24 protein-coding genes are annotated in these 20,051 nt (G+C 69.4%); 11 read left to right on the forward strand and 13 right to left on the reverse strand.

The features are described 5' to 3' along the window. Nucleotides 1-75 precede the first annotated feature (75 nt). From ATC03_RS02130 to ATC03_RS02155, 6 genes are all read right to left on the reverse strand, one after another. Nucleotides 76-645, reverse strand: a complete 570-nt coding sequence (locus ATC03_RS02130; RefSeq protein ID WP_335622256.1) for a DUF305 domain-containing protein — start codon at nt 643-645, stop codon at nt 76-78. Nucleotides 646-781: 136 nt separating this feature from the next. Continuing rightward, nucleotides 782-1,231, reverse strand: coding sequence for a DUF6153 family protein (locus tag ATC03_RS02135; RefSeq protein WP_067872573.1), 450 nt, complete (start codon nt 1,229-1,231; stop codon nt 782-784). A gap of 63 nt (nt 1,232-1,294) precedes the next feature. Continuing rightward, complete coding sequence (locus ATC03_RS02140) at nt 1,295-1,603, reverse strand: metal-sensitive transcriptional regulator (RefSeq protein WP_067872576.1); 309 nt, start codon at nt 1,601-1,603, stop codon at nt 1,295-1,297. 26 nt (nt 1,604-1,629) lie between these two features. Next, nucleotides 1,630-3,813 (reverse strand): heavy metal translocating P-type ATPase, encoded by a 2,184-nt coding sequence (locus ATC03_RS02145; RefSeq protein ID WP_067872578.1) that lies wholly within the window; start codon nt 3,811-3,813, stop codon nt 1,630-1,632. A 46-nt stretch (nt 3,814-3,859) separates the two neighbouring features. Then, on the reverse strand, nt 3,860-4,111 hold the full coding sequence (locus ATC03_RS02150; protein WP_067872581.1) for a hypothetical protein: 252 nt from the start codon (nt 4,109-4,111) through the stop codon (nt 3,860-3,862). A gap of 95 nt (nt 4,112-4,206) precedes the next feature. Continuing rightward, nucleotides 4,207-4,416, reverse strand: a complete 210-nt coding sequence (locus tag ATC03_RS02155) for a heavy-metal-associated domain-containing protein (RefSeq protein ID WP_067872585.1) — start codon at nt 4,414-4,416, stop codon at nt 4,207-4,209. A 192-nt stretch (nt 4,417-4,608) separates the two neighbouring features. On the opposite strand from ATC03_RS02155, the gene ATC03_RS02160 reads away from it, so the two are divergent. The 5 genes from ATC03_RS02160 (at nt 4,609) to ATC03_RS20110 (ending at nt 8,373) form a co-directional block, all read left to right on the forward strand. Continuing rightward, the gene (locus tag ATC03_RS02160; RefSeq protein WP_067872587.1) at nt 4,609-4,947 is read left to right on the forward strand and encodes an ArsR/SmtB family transcription factor; all 339 of its coding nucleotides are present in this window, start codon (nt 4,609-4,611) and stop codon (nt 4,945-4,947) included. After that, nucleotides 4,944-5,609: a cation diffusion facilitator family transporter gene (locus tag ATC03_RS02165; RefSeq protein WP_067872590.1), complete on the forward strand. Its 666-nt coding sequence runs from the start codon at nt 4,944-4,946 to the stop codon at nt 5,607-5,609. The genes ATC03_RS02160 and ATC03_RS02165 overlap by 4 nt, the downstream gene beginning before the upstream one ends. Before the next feature lie 195 nt (nt 5,610-5,804). Next, a complete protein-coding gene (locus ATC03_RS02170) occupies nt 5,805-6,305 on the forward strand; it encodes a DsbA family protein (RefSeq protein ID WP_335622257.1) in 501 nt (166 codons plus the stop codon). A gap of 1,079 nt (nt 6,306-7,384) precedes the next feature. Beyond that, on the forward strand, nt 7,385-7,894 hold the full coding sequence (locus tag ATC03_RS20105) for a hypothetical protein (RefSeq protein ID WP_067872592.1): 510 nt from the start codon (nt 7,385-7,387) through the stop codon (nt 7,892-7,894). Next, nucleotides 7,894-8,373 (forward strand): hypothetical protein, encoded by a 480-nt coding sequence (locus ATC03_RS20110; protein ID WP_152030831.1) that lies wholly within the window; start codon nt 7,894-7,896, stop codon nt 8,371-8,373. Before ATC03_RS20105 ends, ATC03_RS20110 begins: the two co-directional genes overlap by 1 nt. A gap of 166 nt (nt 8,374-8,539) precedes the next feature. Here the strand turns inward: ATC03_RS20110 and ATC03_RS02185 are convergent, their stop codons facing one another. The 4 genes from ATC03_RS02185 to ATC03_RS02200 all read right to left on the reverse strand — a co-directional run bounded on the left by ATC03_RS02185 (nt 8,540) and on the right by ATC03_RS02200 (nt 11,617). Continuing rightward, nucleotides 8,540-9,355, reverse strand: a complete 816-nt coding sequence (locus tag ATC03_RS02185) for an anti-sigma factor (RefSeq protein ID WP_067872599.1) — start codon at nt 9,353-9,355, stop codon at nt 8,540-8,542. Next, nucleotides 9,339-9,938 (reverse strand): RNA polymerase sigma factor, encoded by a 600-nt coding sequence (locus ATC03_RS02190; RefSeq protein WP_084003670.1) that lies wholly within the window; start codon nt 9,936-9,938, stop codon nt 9,339-9,341. The genes ATC03_RS02185 and ATC03_RS02190 overlap by 17 nt, the downstream gene beginning before the upstream one ends. A gap of 144 nt (nt 9,939-10,082) precedes the next feature. Next, the gene (locus ATC03_RS02195; RefSeq protein ID WP_084003206.1) at nt 10,083-10,784 is read right to left on the reverse strand and encodes a class F sortase; all 702 of its coding nucleotides are present in this window, start codon (nt 10,782-10,784) and stop codon (nt 10,083-10,085) included. Between the two features lie 5 nt (nt 10,785-10,789). Then, nucleotides 10,790-11,617, reverse strand: a complete 828-nt coding sequence (locus ATC03_RS02200) for a DUF4397 domain-containing protein (protein WP_067872602.1) — start codon at nt 11,615-11,617, stop codon at nt 10,790-10,792. A gap of 245 nt (nt 11,618-11,862) precedes the next feature. On the opposite strand from ATC03_RS02200, the gene ATC03_RS02205 reads away from it, so the two are divergent. Both ATC03_RS02205 and ATC03_RS02210 read left to right on the forward strand, forming a co-directional pair. Then, a complete protein-coding gene (locus tag ATC03_RS02205) occupies nt 11,863-12,456 on the forward strand; it encodes a fasciclin domain-containing protein (RefSeq protein ID WP_152030832.1) in 594 nt (197 codons plus the stop codon). A gap of 158 nt (nt 12,457-12,614) precedes the next feature. After that, complete coding sequence (locus ATC03_RS02210; protein ID WP_067872608.1) at nt 12,615-13,421, forward strand: siderophore-interacting protein; 807 nt, start codon at nt 12,615-12,617, stop codon at nt 13,419-13,421. Between the two features lie 167 nt (nt 13,422-13,588). Here ATC03_RS02210 and ATC03_RS02215 read toward each other — a convergent pair whose 3' ends face one another. The 3 genes from ATC03_RS02215 to ATC03_RS02225 are packed head-to-tail and all read right to left on the reverse strand — an operon-like array spanning nt 13,589 to nt 15,958. After that, entirely contained in the window at nt 13,589-14,359 is a 771-nt protein-coding gene (locus tag ATC03_RS02215) for a DivIVA domain-containing protein (RefSeq protein ID WP_067872612.1), read from the reverse strand. Further along, entirely contained in the window at nt 14,356-15,549 is a 1,194-nt protein-coding gene (locus ATC03_RS02220) for a globin domain-containing protein (RefSeq protein WP_067872615.1), read from the reverse strand. Before ATC03_RS02220 ends, ATC03_RS02215 begins: the two co-directional genes overlap by 4 nt. A 4-nt stretch (nt 15,550-15,553) precedes the next feature. Then, nucleotides 15,554-15,958, reverse strand: coding sequence for a group I truncated hemoglobin (locus ATC03_RS02225; RefSeq protein WP_067872617.1), 405 nt, complete (start codon nt 15,956-15,958; stop codon nt 15,554-15,556). Between the two features lie 176 nt (nt 15,959-16,134). Between ATC03_RS02225 and ATC03_RS02230 the strand changes: the two genes are divergently transcribed. The 4 genes from ATC03_RS02230 to ATC03_RS02245 all read left to right on the forward strand — a co-directional run bounded on the left by ATC03_RS02230 (nt 16,135) and on the right by ATC03_RS02245 (nt 20,047). Continuing rightward, nucleotides 16,135-16,368, forward strand: a complete 234-nt coding sequence (locus ATC03_RS02230) for a hypothetical protein (protein WP_067872620.1) — start codon at nt 16,135-16,137, stop codon at nt 16,366-16,368. Beyond that, nucleotides 16,347-17,543: a LacI family DNA-binding transcriptional regulator gene (locus tag ATC03_RS02235; protein ID WP_227820204.1), complete on the forward strand. Its 1,197-nt coding sequence runs from the start codon at nt 16,347-16,349 to the stop codon at nt 17,541-17,543. The genes ATC03_RS02230 and ATC03_RS02235 overlap by 22 nt, the downstream gene beginning before the upstream one ends. 132 nt (nt 17,544-17,675) lie before the next feature. Further along, nucleotides 17,676-18,395, forward strand: a complete 720-nt coding sequence (locus tag ATC03_RS02240) for an L-ribulose-5-phosphate 4-epimerase (RefSeq protein ID WP_067872623.1) — start codon at nt 17,676-17,678, stop codon at nt 18,393-18,395. Beyond that, entirely contained in the window at nt 18,392-20,047 is a 1,656-nt protein-coding gene (locus ATC03_RS02245) for a xylulokinase (RefSeq protein ID WP_067872624.1), read from the forward strand. Before ATC03_RS02240 ends, ATC03_RS02245 begins: the two co-directional genes overlap by 4 nt. Nucleotides 20,048-20,051 lie beyond the last annotated feature (4 nt).

The following is a 20,051-nucleotide window of genomic DNA, read 5'->3' on the forward strand; positions in this document are numbered from 1 at the left end:
CGGACGGGGCAGCCTTTCAGTGACGTGCCCCGTCCGCTCATCGGGCCTGATGCCCAGATGTTGTCTTGGTGCGGATCAGCTGGACGCGAGCAGGTCGCGCATTTGCTGGATCTCGGCAGATTGATCGTCGATGATCTTCTCAGCGAGCGCGATCGCGTCCGGGTTCTGCCCTTCTGCGACCTGTGTTTCGGCCATGTCGATGGCTCCCTCGTGATGGATGATCATCTGTTCGAGGAACAGCGCTGATGCTTCTGCGCCCGTCGCGGATTCAAGTGCCGCCATGTCGTCCTCGGACATCATCATCCCGTCGTGGTCCATGCCGTCCATTCCAGAGGAGTCCATCGGCTGGCCCCAGTCATCGAGCCATTGCGTCATGGTGTCGATCTCAGGCTGTTGGGCGTCTTTGATGGTCTCTGCGAGCTCGGCGACGTCGGGATCGACGCCGTCCTTCTCGAGCAGCACATCGGACATCTCGATGGCTTGCTGATGGTGGACGATCATGCTCATCGCAAACGCGACATCTGCGTCATTGAAATCGGCGGCCGGGTCGCTGTCGGACGTCGCGGATGGCGAGCCATGGTCCATGCCGGACATTTCACCTGACGGGCCGGTGCTGGTGCAGCCGGCGAGAAGGATGGTGGCCATGAGCCCAATGGCGGGGAGCGCCGTAGTGCGGAGTTTCATGAGAATTCTCTCTGTTCGAATCGGTCGATGATGAGCCGTTCGAGCGCGGGGGCCGAACGGCAATGCGTGGTGTGGGGCGCCGTGTTGGGCGCACTTCTCACGTACGACTGATTGAGAGAGCTATTAGCGATGGAGGGCTGGGTTGAGCCGGCGCTGATAGGAAGACCCCGAGGAAGCGGATCGGGCGGAGCGTCCAGGTGCCACGGTGAACCTGTGCGGCTGCGAGCAGCGTCAGTGCGCCGACCAGCAGGGCAAGCAGGCACGCCATGGTGAGCATTCCATGCTCCTGCTCACATGCGGGGCCGCAGGCCGCCGACGCAGCCTCCGCCGATGCCGCATGGCTTGCAGCGTTCGTGGGGCCTTCGTGGTGGCTCTCGTCGCTGGCGGCAACGACGGCAATGTTGTGGTGGGTGGCAGCACTTGGCTGGCTGGCTGTACCCGAGAGGACGTGCATGGCCAGGAGGCCGATCAGGATGCTGGGGACCGCGAGAGCGATCAGGAGCAGTCGTGCGTCAGTACTGGCCGCGAGGCGCAAGTGCATCAGCATGGTCGTCTCCTGGGGGTTCCGTTCAGGGTAACTGGGCTCGTCGGCGCACGGTTGGAGCGGTTCTTAGGATCGCACCAGCCGGGCGATCGCTTCGGAGGCTTCCTTGATCTTCTCGTCGGCTTCGGCGCCGCCGCGGACGGCCGCGCCGACGACGCAGTGCTTGAGGTGGTCGTCCAGGAGTCCGAGTGCGACGGATTCGAGCGCCGAGGTGAGTGCGGAGATCTGGGTCAGGATGTCGATGCAGTACTTCTCCTCATCGACCATCCGGTGGATCCCGCGGGTCTGGCCTTCGATGCGGCGGAGCCGGGCCAGGTACTTGTCCTTGTCGGTGATGTACCCGTGCGACTCATGGGTGTGGGAGGTGTCGGTCATGATGTGCTCATCTCGGTGAGGTGGGGTCAGGCCCGCGCGTGGTCCGGTTCCTTCACGGTTGCTTCTCCGAGTGTGCCTGCCCGGTCGCCGAGGAGGGCCCTGGTGCTGGCCTCGGGACGGAGATCGAGTCGGCGCAGGAGCTGCGCGTTCAGGGCCACGATGATCGTCGAAAGCGACATCAGGATCGCGCCGACGGACATGGGGAGCACGAATCCGATGGGTGCGAGCACCCCGGCGGCGAGCGGGACCGAGATGAGGTTGTAGCCGGCGGCCCACCAGAGGTTCTGCTTCATCTTGCGGTAGCTCGCTCGGGACAGCTGGATCACCGAGAGGACCGAGCGGGGGTCATCGCTGGCGAGGATCACCCCGGCCGACGCGATCGCGACGTCGGTGCCGGCACCGATCGCGAGGCCCACATCGGCCTGAGCGAGTGCCGGGGCGTCGTTGACGCCGTCCCCGACCATGGCGACCTTCCGGCCCTCGCCCTGCAGCTCCTTGACCTTCGCGGACTTGTCCTCGGGTCGCACTCCGGCGAAGTACCGGTCGATGCCGAGTTCGGTCGCGACCGAGTGCGCGACCGCGTCAGCATCGCCGGTGATCATGACCACCTGCACACCGAGCTCGTGAAGCGCCGCGACGGCTTCACGGGACTCGTCACGGATCGCGTCGGCGAGCTTGAGTGCCCCGATCACTCGACCGTTCTGGAGGACGTGCAAGATGATCGCGCCGTCCTGTCGCCAATGGTCGGCGATCGGCAGTTCGGTGACGTTCTCCTCGGACAGCAGGTGCGGGCCGCCGACGCGAATCTGGGCTGATTCGACCGTCGCGGTCACCCCGACGGCGGGTGCGGAATCAAAGTCGGTGGCTCGAGGAACGGTGATTCCTCGCTCGTTCGCGGTCGCGACGATCGCGCGGGCAAGCGGGTGCTCGGAGTCGGCCTCGGCGGCGGCGGCCAGAGCGAGGACCTGGTCGGCGTCCCACCCCTCCACCGTCTCGATGCTGCTGACAGTGGGTTCGCCCTTGGTGAGCGTGCCGGTCTTGTCGAACAGGACGGTGTCCACGGTGCGCATGCTCTCGAGCGCGAGGCGGTCCTTGATCAGCACGCCACCACGGGCGGCGCGCTCCGTCGCGATTGAGACGACGAGAGGGATTGCAAGTCCCAAGGCGTGGGGGCAGGCGATCACGAGGACGGTGATGGTGCGGACGACTGCTTCGTCGGGGTTGCCGACGACAAGCGTCCAGACGATGGCGGTGAGAACCGCGGCCCCGAGTGCGAACCAGAACAGCGCCGCAGCGGCTTTGTCGGCGATCCGCTGGGCACGCGATGAGGAGTTCTGCGCGTCGGTGACGAGTCGTTGGATGCCAGCCAGTGCGGTGTCGTCACCGACGGCGGTGACTTCGACGCGAATGCCGGAATCCGTCGCGACGGTCCCGGCGACGACCGGGTCACCTTCGCTGCGGCGAACCGGCTTGGACTCGCCGGTGATCATCGACTCATCCACACTCGCCGACCCGCTCACCACCCGCCCATCGGCGGGAACGCGCCCGCCGGGGCGTACGACGACGACGTCGCCCACGCGAAGGTCGCCGGGTGGCACGGTGACGGTCGTGTCGCCATCGACGCGTTCAGCCTCATCGGGCAGGAGCGCGGCGAGGGAGTCCAGCGCCGAGGTGGTCTGCGCGAGGGAGCGCATCTCGACCCAGTGGCCGAGGAGCATGATCACGATCAGTAGCGCGAGCTCCCACCAGAAGTCGAGCTCGTGATCCAGCAGTCCAAGGCTCGCACCCCACGATGCGAGGAACGCGACCGTAATCGCCAGCCCGATCAGGAGCATCATGCCGGGCTTGAGCGCGCGGATCTCTGAGACAGCGCCGGTGAGGAACGGGCGGCCGCCCCACACATACATGACGGTTCCCAGGACCGGCGAGATCCAGGCGAGCCACGGTTGGTCTGGCAGTTCGTAGCCGATCACCATGGCGAACATCGGCGAGAACGCGATGACCGGGACCGCGAGGATCAGGTTGATCCAGAACAGCCGGCGGAACTGCCCGACGTGATCGCCGTGTCCGGAGTGCCCGCCATGGTCGGAGTGTCCGGCGTCGTGGCCGGTGTGCTCGTGCTCCGTGTGCGTGGCGATCGGCTGTGATTCTGTGGTTCGGGCAGCGGCAGCCGAGGCCTGATCACTGTGGTGCTGGTGCTGGTCGTTCATAGTTCGGCCTTCTCTCAAACGCGAGCGGCGAGGTGGGTGGCGCCGGCTATGCGGCGATGTACGCGGCCGGATCCGCGTCGAACTTCGGTCCGCAGCCAGCGCAGCAGAACCAATAGCGGACGCCGTCGACGTCACGGTACAGACCGGCAGCCTCCGCCTTGGATTTGACCACGGTGCTGCCCTTCATGACCGGGCACTCGGCGAGGTCTTCCGGGGTGTCCTGGCCGAGCAGATTTGGTGCATGGTCGGGCATGGCGGCAAGAGACGGAGCAGGGATACTGCAGCAGCTGTCGTTCATGGTGGTGAATCCTTCAATGGTCGGACGAACTATCGGTCATCAATTTGCACGGGTGGCTCGTCATGCGTGCGTGCGGCGTAAGCGGAGACCCAGAGTCAGGCCCGGGCCGCCTGATAGCCGGCTTCCTTGACCGCTGCCAGCACTGCCAAATCATCGATCGGCTGCTCTCCCGACACGAGCAGGCGCCCGTTCGCGGCCGACACGTCGATCGTGGACACCCCCGCCACCTGCTGCACCTCTTCGCGCACTGACATCTCACAGTGACCGCAGGTCATGCCAGTCACCGTGTACTCAATCGTGGCCATCACACTCTCCTCATCGATACCACCGGGGGGTATATTGGTGGCAACGCTATACCCCCTATGCGTATTCCGCAACGGGACCGCCGGGAGGTCGGAAGGTGACTGAGCACAGCCGCAAGCCGCACTGATCGGCCCTAAGGCGAGTCCGGCGATACAGCATCTCGTTTATTCACGGATTGCTGTACGGTCGATCCCATGTCGACCGCCACCGCGTCCGTGACGCACACCGCAGCGCTCGCCCGACTCGGGTACGCGCTCTCGGACGCGACCCGCACGGGAGTCCTACTCGCGCTTCGTGAGGCTCCGGCGTATCCGTCCGATCTGGCGGATGCGCTCGGCGTGTCCCGTCAGGTCATGTCAAACCAGCTGGCCTGCCTGCGCGGGTGCGGACTCGTTGAGGCGGTGCCGGACGGGCGCCGCACTTGGTATCGCCTCGCCGACCCGCACCTCGCACCTGCGCTCAACGAGCTGCTGCAGGTCGTGCTCTTCGTCGATCCCGGCTGCTGCGCTGGAGATAGCTGCACCTGCGCATGAGCGTCCACACGCCCTCGCTCTCCGATGAGCGGAAGCACACGCTGCAGCGCCGGATCCGCTGGATCGTCACGGCGACGATCGCGTACAACCTGATCGAAGCTGTGGTCGCGATCACGGCCGGCACGATCGCGTCCTCATCCGCGTTGATCGCGTTCGGACTCGACTCCACCATCGAGGTGCTCTCCGCAGCCGCGGTCGCCTGGCAATTCACGCGCCGCGACCCCGAGCGCTGGGAGAAGGGCACCCTCCGCGTCATCGCGGTCGCCTTCTTCGCCCTCGCCGCCTACGTGACGGCCTCCTCGCTGCTCGCGCTGATCCTGCAAGCCGACGTCGAGCACAGCACCCTCGGCCTGGTCATCACCGCGCTCAGCGTTCTTGTCATGCCCTTCCTCTCGCTCGCGGAGCGCCGGGCCGGTCGCGAACTCGGCTCAGCGACCGCCGTCGCAGACTCGAAGCAGACCCTGATCTGCACCTACCTCTCCGCGGCTGTGCTGGTCGGCCTCGTCCTGAACAGCATGTTCGGATGGTGGTGGGCAGATGCGATCGCCGGCCTCGTCATCGCCGGATTCGCCGTGCGTGAAGGCATCGAAGCGTGGCGCGGCGACGCATGCGCAACCTCGGTAGGCATGCTCCTCGAGGACGACGAGGACGAGCACTCATGATGGGTCCCGATTCGATCGGCCAACGACCCTGACACAAGGAATCCATTGAAACGAAGCACGAAGATTCAGGCCGGCATCCTCGCTGGTGTCCTCCTCGTTGGCGGAGCCGGCATCGTCGCGATCGCGCTCAACCAGCCCGGTGTTGTGCAGAGTGCGCCAGCGACCTCGACGGTCGTCGCTGAGAACAGTCACCGATTGGACGTCGCTGAGAACAGCAACGTCACGTTCACCGAGTTTCTCGACTTCGAATGTGAAGTGTGCGGTGCCGTCTACCCGGTCGTCGAGGAACTCCGCGAGGAGTACGCCGGCCGTGTCACCTTCGTAACCCGCTACTTTCCCCTGCCAGGGCACTTCAACTCACGTACCGCGGCCATAGCTGTGGAAGCCGCCGCGCAGCAGGGCAAGTTCGAGGAGATGTACCACCGCATGTTCGAGACCCAGGGCGAGTGGGGCGAACAGCAAGTATCCGCGGCTGATCGGTTCCGCGAGTTCGCGCAGGAACTCGACCTCGACCTCGCCGCCTACGACGATGCCGTTGCCGACCCGGCCACCGAAGCCAGAGTCCAGCAGGACTACGACGCCGCGAGCGCGCTTGGCGCCACCGGCACTCCGACGATCTTCGTCAACGACGAGTACATCCCACTCACCTCGCCCGACGACCTCCGCAAGGCGCTCGACGCCGCACTGGAGGAGTAGTCGAACCGAACCGGCTCGGTCTTACGAACGAAGCAGGGCACGCAGTCCGAGAGAGTCCGCTAGTTGGTTTTTCAGCGACGCTCGCGCTCAAAGCGGACAACTAGAGCTCGGAAGGCAGTCTCATCGACGGCGAGCGGGAGCGGCCAACTCTGTTCCGACGCTTTGGGCAGGTCAGGACGAGGTTGAGCTTCCGCCCGGTAGCCTGCGCACCGCGCTCGCCCAGACCCACGTGAGTCGTTCGTGCGTGTCGTCAGATGCACGCCACCGAACAAGCACCGCACCGTCGGTCCAAGCGATCGCTTCACCGCTCACAACGCGGGGTTCCTCGTAGACAACTCGGTATCGGACCCAAGCTTCGACCTGAATCGGTTCCCGCGCTTCAATTCGCCGCCCGGTACCTACGAGTTCCTCTGTCGAAAGAGATATTGGCGTCCCGCGGAGTTCGTCGGCTCGAAGAGCTCGCTCGATGTTGCGATCGAGAGGGGAGCGATATCGGCGATTCTGAGTCATGGCGTCAGCCGATCGCGTGCTTGCCCAGATGCGGTTGCCGCAAGATCAGCGCCTGCGGGCTTCAAGATGGACTCCCAACATGGCCTACTTTCGAACGTGTATTCGAATAGTAGTCCAGCCTCGGAGATCGGGAGTTCGAAAGAACGTTGTGCCAATGGTGCCGCCGCACCGCCAGCGCAATGGCCCACAGCTTTGTCGTCTGGTGCTTGCTGACCACATTCTGACCACACTCGAAGTCAAAATGGGTGAATATCGAGCATCTGCCGTGATCATCGAAGCGCACCGAAGAGCGGATTTCCTGCCAGAACGGCCAAGGCAGGCAGAACCGATACGAGCACACGGCTCATAATCGTGGTGTCGCGGGTTCGAGTCCCGCCCTCGCTACAACAGTCACCAGCCCTGGATCCTCGAGATCCGGGGCTCTCGTGTTTCTCGGGGTCGTTCCGGAGCCGCGACCCTCGACCCGCGAACGTTCCGGCTCGTCTGGGGCGCGTCAGGTTCGCCGCGCGACCCGTTCGGGATCCGTATGGACGGGCGGCGGATGTCGCGCGCGGGCGTAGACCGGATGCATGACGCTCACCAGCATCCTCCCGTCCATGCGCCGCCTGGTTCCCGACCCGATCGTGGCCCGCCACTGGCCGGCGAACACGGTCGCCGGACTCGACGACGTCGTGATCGCCGCGGTCTCGCTGCACCGGCTCGCCGAAGTGTGCGGCACCCCGTGCGTGCACACGGCCGCGGCCGTCGAGCCAGGCACCGGCGGGCGCGCCTCGCACGAGGAGACCGTGTCGGTCGTGGTCGCCCGCGTGACCCGGGTGGACGACCGCTCGGGGAACCGGCTCGTGCAGCTCGACGCCGACCTGGCGAACGTCGAAGCACTGCCGATGGACACGCGACTCATCGCGCGGATCTCGACCGCGCACGAGACCCCGGCGCTGCTCGGAGCACCGGATCGACCGACGCTGCTGCCCGCCGACCTCGTGGTGGGCGACCTGCTCGCCATCCCGTGCCGGGACGCCGCCTCGCTCCACGACGTGCGGCCGAATCTCGGCGAGCCCTACGGCCGGTGCGGGCGGTGATGCACTCCGTGCAGTGGCACCGCAACCAGCTGCGCAGCGCCGCAGCGCGTCGGGCGTGGCCGCATCGCACGGCGTTCCGTGGAACGGATGTCGTCGTCGGCGAGGTCTCGATGCTTCGCGCCGCCGAACAGCACGGCACGCCGTGCGTGCGCAACGCGGAGGCCGACCACGGCATGGCCTCGGTCATCGTCGCCAGGGTGGATGCGATCCTGCGGAACCCCGACGGGCGCATCGAGGTGTGGGTGGACGCCGAGCTGCACCGCGCCGAGCCGGTCGCGGAGCGCGCACGACTCCTCGGGCGCCTCGGCAGGGCCCGGCGCCGCTGGGTCGAGCTCCGGCCACACGGCTCCGCGACGCTCCGCGCGCACCTCCCGGCCGACGTCGAGCCCGGCGACCTGATCGCCATTCCGTGCTCGAAGCCGATCGCGCTGGCGAACCTCAGACGGTCGTCGCGGCATCCCGAGCGCATGGAGGCGTGAGCTGCGGAGCGCGGCACGGGCACGCAGGCCCTGACCGCGGTGACGACCGGTTCGCCGCGCTCGACCAGGTGGTCGACGACCGCGGAGCCGACGATGCCGGTCGCGCCCGTGACGAAGACGGCTGGCGGGGTCATGGTTCCTCGGCTCTCGAGAGTGTGCTCGGGAGTCAGAGCCGCTGCAGCTGCCCGCGGACGATCGAGTCGCCCGAGTGGGTCGGGTTGCCGTCGGACGGCTCGGCCGAGAGGTCGACGACCGAGAACTCCGAGAGGTCGAGGTCGTCGGGCAGGGCGAACCTGGCGCTTCGGCCGTCGAGCAGCCCGAGGCTCACGAGCCCGATCGGCTCCTCGCGCAGCAGCCACACCTCGGTGAGTCCGTCGACATCGACATCGCCGTCGAGCTCGATGAGCATCGAGTAGCGGCCGTCGCGGTCCTGCTCGAGGAAGGCACGCCCGTCGGCGTTCCAGCCGGGGAACGGTTCGAGCCTGGCCTCGGCGATGACTTTCTCGGATCCCGACGATCCCGAGCCGATCACGTTCGCGCCGATGGCGATGCCCGCGACGAGGCCGATGACCGCGGCCGCTGCGGCGACAGCCGGCCACCAGCGTCGCACTCCCCGGCGAGGGCCGCCCGCGGCATCCGCTGGCCTGATCGGGACGGCTGCGCGCATCGGTGCGTCGGACGCGGCAGAGGCAGCGGGTGCGGACGCCGTCTCCGACGCCGTCGAAGCTGAAGCTGAAGCCAGCGGGTCCGCTGCGTACCGGGCGTCGAGCCCGAGCTCGCCGTGGACGCCCTCCCAGACCGAGGCAGGCGGGGCCTCGAGGCCGAGGTCGCCGACGGACGCCAGGGCCTGGACCGAGGCCTCCACGTAGGCCTCGAACTCCGACCGGCAGGGCTCGCACGACCGCAGGTGCTCGGCGATCGCACCGCTCGGCTCGGCGCCGTCGGCTGCGAGCGCGGCGAGGTCCTCAGGTTCCGGGTGCATCCTCCACCTCCCATCGCTCTCGGATCCGGGCGAGGCTGCGCCGGATGTGGCTCTTCACGGTACCCACGGGAAGGTCGAGTCGCTCGGCGATCTGCGAGTGCGTCATCCGTTCGTAGAAGGCGAGGTGCATGACCCGCCTCGGCGTGGGGGGCAGCCCGTTGAGCGCCTCGGACACCATGGCGCGCTCGGCCAGGTCTTCGTCGAAGACCCCGCCGTCGACCTCGGCCACGCCGACGAGCTCGGCCTCGATGCGCCCGGCGCGGGTGCGGGCCTCGTGGGCGTCGGCGATGCGGTGCTTGGTGATGCCGACGAGCCACGACTGGAGGGTCGCCCGGCTCGGGTCGAAGTGCTCGCGGCTCCGCCAGGCCGAGATGAAGACCTGCTGCGCCACATCTTCCGCATCGGTGCGATTGCCGAGCGAGCGCACCGCGAGCGTGAAGACGAGCGGCGACCATCGCGCATAGGCGTCGCGGAGTGCCGCCTCGTCGCCCCGCGCGAACCCCGCGGCGATCGCCGCATGCGCTTCGCCGGCCGCGCCTGCGCCCGCCGCCGCGCCCGCACCCGCCCCGGTGCCAGCGCCCATGTCACCCGTGGCGCCTTCGGCGGAGGACGGCGCACTCATCGACCCGAACCCGCCCCTTCGCTCGTTTGCGTGGCGATCGCGGATCACGTCCGTCGCCGCAACGTCACCCGCGCTCACCGTGCCGCCCAGCATAGTGATCCCCGCTCATCCGGTCGCCTGTGCCGTGACGATCACGGAGCTCAGGTACCGGCGCGCGCTCCAGTCGAACTCGCCTCCGCAGGTCACGAGCGTGAGCACCGGCGCCCCGTCGCGGCGGAACACGCTCGACCAGTCGACCGTGCCCTTGAGCACGGTGTCGATCGAGTCGAGCGCGAATCGGCGAACGGTGCCGTCGGCCGAGGTCACGTCGATGAGGGTTCCGGATGGCGCGCCCGCGAGTCGCGAGAACGGACCGATGTCGTACTCGATCGAGTCGACGTGGGCGGCGATGACCGCCGATCCGCTCGGGTCGCCGGGGGCGACGCCGTACGCGTACCAGGCGGCGGTCGCCGGATTCGCCGGCAGCCCCATGCGCCCCTCGTCGTCGAGTCCGACCGGCTCGATCGGCACGTCGATGCCGAGATCGGGCACGCTGAGTCGCACCGGTGGTTGCCCGTTCAGCGGCGGCCGATCCTCGAGCGCGGCCGAGACCATCGGGATGGCCGGTGCCGCCGCAGGCTGCGGTGGGGTCGGACGGACGGTCCGCGGCTCGGTCGCCGATGGGGCGACGGATGCCTGTGGCGCGCCGGGTGCGGCGGCGTTCGAGTCGGCACCGCACCCCGTGAGCAGCACGGCGAGCAGCGCGAAGACCGCGACCGGGGCATGGACACCCCGGATCGCGGCCTTCGCCGTGCGCTTCTGGCTCAATCGGGCTACCGAGCGCCGGCTCCGCGCCGGAGCACGACGAGCGTCGCCGCGGCGATGAACAGGAGCAGTGCGGCGCCGCCGGCGATCCAGACGACCGTCGCGGGTTCGTTCGCGTTCGTCGCCACGAGGCCGGCCGAGCCCGCTGGCACATCGCCGGGAGCGGTGGACATGCCGGTCACGGTCTGGATCGCGAGGGCCAGGTTGTCGTCCTCGAGGCTGCCCCACGCGTAGACGATCGTGTTGGCGCCCTCGGCGACGGCGACGTCGGCCGGGCCGATGACCGGGTCGGTCGTGCCGGTTGCGGCGACCGACGCCGAGATCGTGCCGGCGGGGAGGTCGAGCTTGGACTCGTTCGGATTCGCCAGGTTCGAGATGACGGCCGTTCCGCCCGCGAGCACGTCGACGGCGGGTGCCGCGGCGACGTGTCGCACCGTGAGTCGGCCCTGGCCCGCTGCGGTCGGCGCCGTGTCGTTCGTGAAGAGCGTCGCGGTCGGCTCTCCGGCCGCGGTCAGGTGCGCGACGGCCGTGTAGTTCATGCCGGCGGCCAGATTCAGGTCGATTGGTCCGATGGCCGGCGCCGAGGCATCCGCCGCGTCCGCCGCCGTGATCGCGACGGAGTAGGTGCCGGCCGGCAGTTCGAGCGGGCCGGCCAGCGAGCCCGGCGTGAAGTCGTCGAGCGTGAGCTCGTCGTTCACGTAGACGTCGACCGTGAGGTCGGGCACGCCGTGCAGCACGGACAGCATGGCGGGGCTCTCGGCCGCCTGGGCCGGGGTGAGGCCGAGGAGGCCGATGGCGGCGCCGGCGACGGCGCCGACGATGGCGATGCGCTTCATGATCCCTCCAGATCGTTGGTGGTGCTGGTTCGGGGTGATGCTCCGTACTGACGTCGGTTCGGTGGCATCGGTCCGGATGGTGCCGTTCACCGAGGTCTTCTCCCTCGAAGGGGCGATCGGATGCAGCGGGCTCGAAGTTCGTCGCACCTGCATCCGTTCAGGCCTTGTCGCCGGAACACCCTGATGGCGGCTCCGCGATCTGCCGAGGCGTCGCATCATCCGAATCGACAGAAGGATGTGAAGTGATGATCAAGAAGGTCATGGCTGCGCTCATCGCCGCAGCCGCGCTCGTCGCGGTCTCGGCCGCACCGGCGTACGCGACGGGGGGATCGACGCCGCCCGGCACCATCGTCGACGTCGCGGTCGCCGCATCGGGCGGCGGCACGCCCGACAACGATCCGCGCGACTACGACCTGCTCGTGCAGGCGCTCGTCGCCACGGGACTCGCCTCGACGTTGGCGGACACGTCGACGAAGTTCACCGTGTTCGCCCCGAACGACCGAGCCTTCCTGCGGCTGGTGCAGGACCTCACCGGTACCGCCCCGGCGAGCGAGGCCGACGCGCTCACGACGATCACCACCGCGCTCACGGCCGAGCAGATCACGAACGTGCTGCTCTACCACGTGGTGCCCGGCCAGCAGCTCGGGCCGATCCGCGTCGTGCTCTCCAAGTCGCTCACGATGGCCAACGGCGGCATCGTGAAGCCGCGGCTGCTCACGCTGCGCGATGAGAACCCCGCGTTCACCGACCCGCGCCTGGTGGTCTCGGCCATCAACATCAAGGCTTCCAACGGCGTGATCCACACGATCGATCGGGTGCTCGTTCCCGGCGTGCTCTGAGCGACGTGCCCTCGAACCGCCCTCGTCACGACACCGTGGCGGGGGCGGTTCGTGCCGTTGGCGGTCGGCTCGTACGGATCGGCCCGTACGGATCGGCGAGCACCGCCCCGAGTCGTGGTGAGATGGAAGCGACCCCGAATCGCACAAGGAGCACCCCCATGCCGACCACCCGTCTCGTCGTGACCGGCACCTCGTGGGTCACGCCCTCCCTGCGCCGCGTGCACCTGCGCAGCGACGACCTCTCGGCCTTCGACGGGAGCGGGTTCACCGACCGCTACCTCAAGCTCGTGTTCCCGAAGCCGGGGGTGACGCTGCCCGAGAACATCGACGTGCGGGAGCTCCGCGCAACTCTGGCGGCCGAGGACCTGCCCGTCGTCCGCACGTACACGGCACTGCATCCCGATGTCGCGGCCGGCACGCTCGACATCGACTTCGTGGTGCACGGCGACGAGGGGGTTGCGGGGCCCTGGGCGGCGAACGCGCAGGCCGGCGACATCCTGCTCGCCAACGGCCCCGGCGGGGCGTACCGACCGGATCCCGAAGCCGACTGGCACCTGCTCGCCGGTGACGAGTCGGCGGTGCCCGCGATCGCGGCGGCGCTCGAGGTGCTGCCCACCAACGCCGTGGCCAGGGTCGTGGTGGTCGTCGAGTCCGAGGCGTACGAACCGCGGTTCCAGCTGCCCGGTGCGGCGCACGTCACCTTCGTGCATCGCGCCGGCGCCACCGGCGCCGGCCTTCTCACCGAGGCGGTGCGGCGGGTCGACTGGCTCGACGGCCGCGTGCACGCCTTCGTGCACGGCGAGGCCGAGGAGGTCATGCGCGGCGTGCGCCCCTACCTGCGGTCGGAGCGCGGCCTCGCCCGCGAGCAGCTCTCGATCTCGGGGTACTGGCGGCGCGGGCGCTCCGAAGACGGCTTCCGTCAGTGGAAGGCGGACTTCGCGCGCGCCGAGGGCGACGAGGGGTAGCGACGACGGGCCGCGGCATCCGCTCGGCTCACCTCGCCCCCGGTCCGGCAGGGCGGTGGGCGCTCGCCGGAAGACGAAGCCGATCCGGCGACGCTGAAACGGCGACGCTGAAACGGCCCGACGACCCGCTCACACGAGGGTGACGGATCGTCGGGCGGTTCGACGTGTCAGGGACTGACGTACGACTGCCGCCCCTTCGTCGGTTGCGGAGGCACGGCGGGCAGCCAGTCGGGTTCCTCGTCGGGGACCTCGTCTTCGGCGACCACGGTGACGGCCTCGACCGGCTCGGGCTGCGGCAGCGTGCCGAGGCGATCGACCTGCTCGGTGAGCGCGTCGAGCACCGAGCGCAACTGCACCTGCGCGACCTGCGCGTAGGTGCGCACGAACTCGATCTCGGGCAGCGACGGTAGCGAGATCGACCCTGTGGCCGTGCTCGGCTCGGAGGAGCCGGCGGCCCCGCCGACGCCCGACCCCGAGCCGGTACCCGCCGGTGCGGAGGCCGCGGCCTCGGCGGCGTTGCGCTCCTGCGCCTCGCGGTACTGCGTGCGCGCCGTGAGCACGAGATCGCGGGCGTACGCCTCGGCGTCGGCGACCGCCTTGTCGGCGATCATCTGCGCCTGCGAGAGCAGGCCGACCGCGCCGAGCGTGACCTCGTGCTCGAGGTCGGCGTTGTCGGAGCTCCGGAGCTTCGTGTTCTCGGCCCGGAGCTCGGCGAGCTCGTGGCGGTCCTCGTCGAGGGCGGCCCAGACCGCGGCCACCGTCTCGCCGAGGTCGTCGACGAATGCGTCGACCTCGGCGCGGTCGTAGCCGCCGAGTGGCCGCGGGGCGAACTTCACGTCACCCGCCGAAGGCAGCCGCGAGACGGCGGCGACGAGGCCGCCTTCGGGTGCGGGAGGTCGGGGGATCGGGAGTTCCTCTTCGTCGTCCCAGATGGTCATCGGGCACTTCCCATCGGTTGTTCGGCGAGCTGCGGCGACTGCGGGTCGCGGGGCTCGCGATCGTCTTCGAGTCGGGCGAACAGTTCGAAACGGATATCGGGGGAGGGCACGCCGAGATCGCGCAGGCGGGCGGCCGTGTGGCGAACCATCGACTGCGACCCGCACACCATCGCGAGCGCACCGGGGATGACCCCGGACTCGGCGACCGCCTCGCTCACCAGACCCCGGCGGCCGGGGTAGCTGGCGTCGTCGGAGACGACGGGCGTGTAGTCGAACCAGGGCCGACCGGCCAGGCTCTGCAGCAGCCGGTGCTCGTACAGGTTCCACGGCACCCTGGCTCCGTGGAACAGGTGCACGCGCGGGGCGTCGCCGGTCGCCTGCCACTGCAGGTCGATGCGCTCGAGGTGCGAACGCAGCGGTGCCAGGCCGGTTCCGCCGGCGACCATGACGAGATCACGACCGCGGTCGGCCTCGTCGAAGGTCAGCTCCTGGCCGACCGCCGAGCCAAGCCGCAGCACGTCGTCGACCTTCAGTCGGCGCGCGATGGCGCCGGACACCGGCCCGCCCGGCACCAACTGCACGTGGAACTCGATCGTGCCGTCGGCGCGCGGCGCGTTGGCCGGGCTGTAGTACCGCCACATGCGCGGCGTGTACGGCGTCTCGACCGCGAACGACTGCCCCGGCTCGAACACCAGCTCGGGTTCGGGGCGCACGTGCACGACCGCGATGTCCATGCTCCGGCGCTCGACGCCGATGACATGGCCCGCCCAGGACGGCGGGCTGCTCAGCTCCGCCTCTTCGGCGGCCTGCACCATCGCGGTGGCGATGACGCCGTACGCGGCGGCCCAGTCCGCGGCGAGCTCCTCGGTCCAGAGCTCGCCGAGGAAGTGCTTGAGCGTGGTCAGCAACGATAGGCCGACCGCGTCGTAGTGCTCGGCGACCACTTCGAACCGTCGGTGGTCACGGCCGAGCTGCTGGATGAACGCCGTCACCTCGTCGAGCTGGTCGACGTTGGAGACGATGCGTCCGAGCGCGCCGACGAGCCGGTCGCGCTGGGTGGCCATCGCGACCGGGAACATCGCCCGCAGCTCGGGGTGGGTGTAGAAGAGGTGCGAGTAGAAGAAGAGCGGCACCTCGTCGCCGAGCGTCTCCGCCAGCGACCAGGTGTGCTTCAGCGCGGCGGTGTCCACGCCGTCAGTCCTGGGCCGCGGCGACCTCGACGATGTCGGGCTGGGTCGCGGCGACGGCGCCCACGGTGCGGTCGATGATCTCCGACGGCACGCCGGCCTCGGTCAGCGCGGTGATGAGGTGGCCGGCGACGGCGCCGAACTCCTCGGCCGTGATGCCCAGGTTCGCGTGGGCCGCGCGCAGCTCGCGTCCTTCGTACTCGACGGGCCCGCCCATGACCTGGGAGACCAGCGCGACCTGGTGCCGCTTGAGGCGAGCCATCTCGGTGCCTTCGAAGTGCTTGGCGAGCAGGTCGTCACCCAGCACGAGCTCGTAGAACCGGTTGACGACCGCGGTGATCGCGGGCGCTCCGCCGACGGCGGCGTAGTCGCTCTGGGCTGCGGATTCGGTCTGCAGGTCGAGGGAGGTCATATCGGGTGTCCATTCAGTAGGGGGGTTTGGGACCCCCCTTTCCTAGCAGAAGGGAATCGACCAGATCAAAGGCTTTTCGAATGTCACAGTGTCCCCCAAGCGGGGGACCATGCTCCGGGCCGGCGACATGGGGTGCTCCGGGCCGTGCTCCACGGGGTCGACGGTAGGCTGACGGGGTGGAACCCGGCCTGATCTTCGCCCTCGCGTGGGCCGTGCTCGCGCTCGTCGGCGGTGTCGCGCTGATCGTTCGACGGCGTTGGCTCGCCGACACCATCACGGCCGAGCGTCAGTCGAACGTGGCTCGCGCCGACGCGCGCGGCCCGAGCGCGAACGTGTTCCTGATCGTCGGCGTCGTGTTCGTCGCGATGGGCCTGTTCATCATCGTCTGGTGGGCGTCGGCCTCGTTCTGATGACGGATGCCGCAGCACCCCGCCGCCCGATCGGCGGCCGTTCGCCCGCGCGGCCGTCGGTTACGCTCGGGTTCGACAGCGAGCGGGGGTGGCACATGCAGGCATCCGGCACCGAGCGCGCTCCCGACGGGCCCGAGGCGCTCGCCTCGACGCGTGCGGTCGGCGTGCGCGACGTCGCCGTGCTCGCGGGCGTCTCGCGTCAGACGGTGTCGCGCGTGCTGAACGAGCATCCGCAGATCAAGGAGTCCACGCGGCGCAGGGTCATGGACGCGATCGCCGAGCTGCAGTACACGCCGAACTTCGCTGCGCGGGCGCTCGGCACGAAGCGGTCACGCACGATCGGCGTGCTCGCGTCGGACTCGCGCAACTACGGACCGTCGACGAGCATCGCGGCCCTCGAGGCCGCTGCGCGCGCCGCGGGCCACTGGGTGAGCACCGCCTACGTCGACTCCGAGGACCTCGGGTCGGTCTCCGCGGGCATCGCGCACCTGCGCGGGCAGGCCGTCGACGGCATCGTCGTGGTCGCACCGCACGTGCGGGTGCTCGAGGCGCTCGACGAGCTGCGCGTCGACGTGCCCGTCGTGACGCTGCTCGCGGGCGGTCGTGGCGACCGCAGTCCCGCCGTCGACCAGGTCGAGGGGGCGCGCATCGCGACCCGGCACCTCGTCGAGCTCGGGCACACTCGCATCGCGCACCTCGCCGGACCGTCGGACTGGCTGGAGTCGAGCTCGCGCGAGCACGGCCTCGACCTCGAACTCGCAGCGCACGGCCTCGAGCCGGTCGCGGTGGTGCGCGGCGACTGGTCGGCCAGATCGGGCTACGACGCCGGGGAGGCCCTGCTGGCGCACGACACGACCGCCGTCTTCGCCGCCAATGACCAGATGGCGCTCGGCCTCATGCGCTTCGTCCGCGAGCGCGGCGGCGAGGTTCCGGGCTCGCTCAGCCTCGTCGGCTTCGACGACATCCCCGATGCCGAGTTCTTCTGGCCGCCGCTCACGACCGTGCGGCAGGACTTCGACGAGCTCGCACGTCGCGCGGTCGCGGCGCTCATCGAACGGCCCGACGGTGTCGGTGGCGGCGAGGGGGCAGATGGTGCAGATCGTGCGGATGCCGCGGCGAACCGTCCGATGCTCGTGCCCGAGCTGATCGTCCGGGCATCGACGGCCCGGCACTGACATCGCCGGCTCGTCAGCCTTCGAGCCCCTGCGGCCGGCAACCTGGACGGTCCCCGGCGCGATTGACACCCGCATCCGTCTGCGTCAGAATGTGACCGGTCACAGTGGCCCGATCGCGATGGAGGAAGCCCCGTGAGTGCAACACCCCAGAAGTTCGGGGCCGACGTCGAGACGGCGATCGCGCGGGTTCGTACCGAGGTTGCGAAGTTGCATGCGGAGTTGACGCGGTACGGCCTGGTGGTGTGGACGGGTGGCAACGTGTCTGGTCGGGTTCCGGGTGCCGACCTGTTCGTGATCAAGCCGTCGGGGGTCAGTTATGACGACCTGGCGCCGGAGAACATGATCCTGTGCGATCTCGACGGCCAGGTGATCGAGGGCACCCCCGGTGCCGAGCGCAGCCCTTCGAGTGATACCGCGGCGCATGCGTACGTGTACCGGAACATGCCCGAGGTCGGTGGGGTGGTGCACACGCATTCGACGTATGCGGTGGCGTGGGCGGCCCGGAACGAGCCGATCCCGTGTGTGATCACGGCGATGGCGGACGAGTTCGGTGGTCCGATTCCGGTGGGTCCGTTCGCGATCATCGGGGACGACTCGATCGGTCGTGGCATCGTGGACACGTTGACTGGTCACCGGTCTCGTGCGGTGTTGATGGCCAATCACGGCCCGTTCACGATCGGCACGAGCGCGAAGGATGCGGTCAAGGCCGCGGTCATGGTCGAGGACGTCGCCCGCACGGTGCACCTGGCGCGTGAGGCCGGCCCGTTGATCCCGATCCCGCAGGAAGCGATCGACCGGCTGTACGACCGATACCAGAACGTCTACGGACAGAGCGGAGATGCCCGACGATGAGCACCGAACCCCAGAGCACCCCCCAGGGCGCGTCCCAGAGCAGCGAAGCGGATGCCGCGCGCGTCGCGATCCTCGAGGGCCGCACGTCGCTCGGCATCGAGCTCGGCTCGACCCGCATCAAGGCCTGCCTCGTGGATGCCGAAGACCCGACCCGCGTGCTCGCCGTCGGCAGCCACGAGTGGGAGAACGAGTTCACCGCTGACCGCCGATGGAGCTACTCGCTCGACGCCGTCTGGTCGGGCCTGCAGGCCTCGTACGCCGACCTCGTCGCCGACGTGCGACGCCGCTACGACGCCACGCCCCAGACGTTCGGCGCGATCGGCGTCTCGGCGATGATGCACGGCTACCTCGCGTTCGACGAGCGGGGCGACCTGCTCGTGCCGTTCCGCACCTGGCGCAACACCTCGACCGGTGCGGCCTCCGCCGAGCTCAGCGAGCGCTTCGGCGTCAACATCCCGCTGCGATGGTCGATCGCCCACCTGCACCAGGCGGTGCTCGACGCCGAGGCGCACGTTCCCGACATCCGCTTCGTGACGACCCTCGCGGGCTACGTGCACTGGAAGTTGACCGATCGCAAGGTGCTGGGCGTCGGCGACGCCTCGGGCATGTTTCCGATCGACGCCGCGACGCACGACTACGACGCCGCGCTCGTCGCCTCGTACGACGCACTCGTGGGCGATCGCCTGCCGAAGCCCCTCGTCGAGCTGCTGCCGCAGTCGCTCGAGGCGGGCGTTCCGGCCGGCGTGCTCACCGCGGCCGGCGCTGCCCTGCTCGACCCGACCGGCGGCCTGCAGCCGGGCGCCCTGCTCTGCCCGCCCGAGGGCGACGCCGGCACGGGCATGGTCGCGACGAACTCGGTCGCCCCGCGCACGGGCAACGTGAGCGCCGGCACGAGCATCTTCGCGATGGTCGTGCTCGAGCGTCCGCTCGAGCACGCGCACCACGAGCTCGACCTCGTGACCACGCCCGCGGGCGACCCGGTCGCGATGGTGCACTGCAACAACGGCGCCAGCGAGCTCGCGGCGTGGGCGGGCGTGTTCGGGCAGTTCGCCGCGGCATCCGGAACCCCGATCGATTCCGACGCCGTGTTCGAGGCGCTGTTCGCGGCCGCGCTCGAGGGCGAGGCCGACGCCGGCGGACTGCTGGCCTACAACCACCTCGCGGGCGAACCCATCGCGGGCCTCACCGAGGGCCGGCCGCTCGTCGTGCGCACGCCCGACAGCCGCCTCACGCTGCCGAACTTCATGCGCGCGCAGCTCTACGGCGTGTTCGGCACGCTCGCGCTCGGCATGCGCGTGCTCGACGGCGAGGGCGTCGAGCTCGATCGCATGTTCGCCCACGGTGGCATGTTCCGCACCGCCGGCGTCGCCCAGCGGTTCCTCGCGGGCGCGCTCGACGCGCCGGTCGCCGTCGGCGAGACCGCCTCGGAGGGCGGCGCCTGGGGCATCGCGGTGCTCGCGTCGTACCTCACGGCCGCGTCGGCGCACGACGGCCCGACCGACCTCGGCACCTACCTGAACGACCGCGTCTTCGCCGACGCCGGGTTCACGACAGCGGATCCCGACCCGGCGGATGTCGCCGGCTTCGCCGCCTACCTCGACCGCTACCGCGCCGGCCTCGCCGCCGAGGCTGCGGCCGTCGACGCACTCTGACCTC

Origin of the sequence: Agromyces aureus, from assembly GCF_001660485.1 — a bacterium.
Classification (GTDB): Bacteria; Actinomycetota; Actinomycetes; order Actinomycetales; family Microbacteriaceae; genus Agromyces; species Agromyces aureus.

Coding starts and splice junctions, on each gene's coding strand:
- ATC03_RS02245 (WP_067872624.1), top strand. CDS start 18,392: ATGAGCACCGAACCCCAGAGCACCCCCCAGGGCGCGTCCCAGAGCAGC.
- ATC03_RS02135 (WP_067872573.1), bottom strand. CDS start 1,231: ATGCTGATGCACTTGCGCCTCGCGGCCAGTACTGACGCACGACTGCTC.
- ATC03_RS02215 (WP_067872612.1), bottom strand. CDS start 14,359: ATGACCATCTGGGACGACGAAGAGGAACTCCCGATCCCCCGACCTCCC.
- ATC03_RS02225 (WP_067872617.1), bottom strand. CDS start 15,958: ATGACCTCCCTCGACCTGCAGACCGAATCCGCAGCCCAGAGCGACTAC.
- ATC03_RS02205 (WP_152030832.1), top strand. CDS start 11,863: ATGATCAAGAAGGTCATGGCTGCGCTCATCGCCGCAGCCGCGCTCGTC.
- ATC03_RS02185 (WP_067872599.1), bottom strand. CDS start 9,355: ATGCACCCGGAACCTGAGGACCTCGCCGCGCTCGCAGCCGACGGCGCC.
- ATC03_RS02130 (WP_335622256.1), bottom strand. CDS start 645: ATGGCCACCATCCTTCTCGCCGGCTGCACCAGCACCGGCCCGTCAGGT.
- ATC03_RS02150 (WP_067872581.1), bottom strand. CDS start 4,111: ATGAACGACAGCTGCTGCAGTATCCCTGCTCCGTCTCTTGCCGCCATG.
- ATC03_RS02165 (WP_067872590.1), top strand. CDS start 4,944: ATGAGCGTCCACACGCCCTCGCTCTCCGATGAGCGGAAGCACACGCTG.
- ATC03_RS02160 (WP_067872587.1), top strand. CDS start 4,609: ATGTCGACCGCCACCGCGTCCGTGACGCACACCGCAGCGCTCGCCCGA.
- ATC03_RS20105 (WP_067872592.1), top strand. CDS start 7,385: ATGACGCTCACCAGCATCCTCCCGTCCATGCGCCGCCTGGTTCCCGAC.
- ATC03_RS20110 (WP_152030831.1), top strand. CDS start 7,894: ATGCACTCCGTGCAGTGGCACCGCAACCAGCTGCGCAGCGCCGCAGCG.
- ATC03_RS02210 (WP_067872608.1), top strand. CDS start 12,615: ATGCCGACCACCCGTCTCGTCGTGACCGGCACCTCGTGGGTCACGCCC.
- ATC03_RS02190 (WP_084003670.1), bottom strand. CDS start 9,938: ATGGGCGCTGGCACCGGGGCGGGTGCGGGCGCGGCGGCGGGCGCAGGC.
- ATC03_RS02200 (WP_067872602.1), bottom strand. CDS start 11,617: ATGAAGCGCATCGCCATCGTCGGCGCCGTCGCCGGCGCCGCCATCGGC.
- ATC03_RS02140 (WP_067872576.1), bottom strand. CDS start 1,603: ATGACCGACACCTCCCACACCCATGAGTCGCACGGGTACATCACCGAC.
- ATC03_RS02145 (WP_067872578.1), bottom strand. CDS start 3,813: ATGAACGACCAGCACCAGCACCACAGTGATCAGGCCTCGGCTGCCGCT.
- ATC03_RS02155 (WP_067872585.1), bottom strand. CDS start 4,416: ATGGCCACGATTGAGTACACGGTGACTGGCATGACCTGCGGTCACTGT.